Below are 435 nucleotides of genomic sequence, written 5' to 3'. Positions count from 1 at the left end.
ATACAAAGAGAAATTGCAGCATATGATGTGGGTTAAGGGCAAGAGTCGTAATCCACTACTCAAATCAGGGAGTTTAGCCGATATGTACGATATTAATGGAAAAGCGATGGAGATTTATCGTATTTTGGAGATAACCCATCACTTAGATGGCGATACTTATTGGAATGAGTTTGTAGGTATTCCTGATATTTTTGTGTCACCTTATGTAGATGAGAATGCTTTTGCTAAATGTGAAGACCAACCTGCTATTGTAAAGGATAACAACGACCCACAAGGTTTAGGACGAGTAAGAGTACAGTTTATTTGGCAACGCCCTACCAATGAATATTCGCCTTGGATACGCGTAGTACAGCCTCATGGTGGTTCGGGTAAAGGTTTTTATTTTATCCCCGAGATAGATGAGGAAGTGATGGTATCTTTTGAAAACCAAAACGC

1 protein-coding gene is annotated in these 435 nt (G+C 39.5%); it reads left to right on the top strand.

Annotated features, from left to right (window positions below):
• Positions 1 to 22: 22 nt before the first annotated feature.
• On the top strand, positions 23 to 435 hold a 413-nt coding region (locus VQ048_RS12645; protein ID WP_327611984.1), incomplete at its 3' end, for a phage baseplate assembly protein V.

This window comes from Bergeyella anatis (assembly GCF_036016955.1).
Lineage (GTDB): Bacteria > Bacteroidota > Bacteroidia > Flavobacteriales > Weeksellaceae > JAYWXI01.
This window is presented reverse-complemented; position numbering and strand designations above follow the sequence as displayed.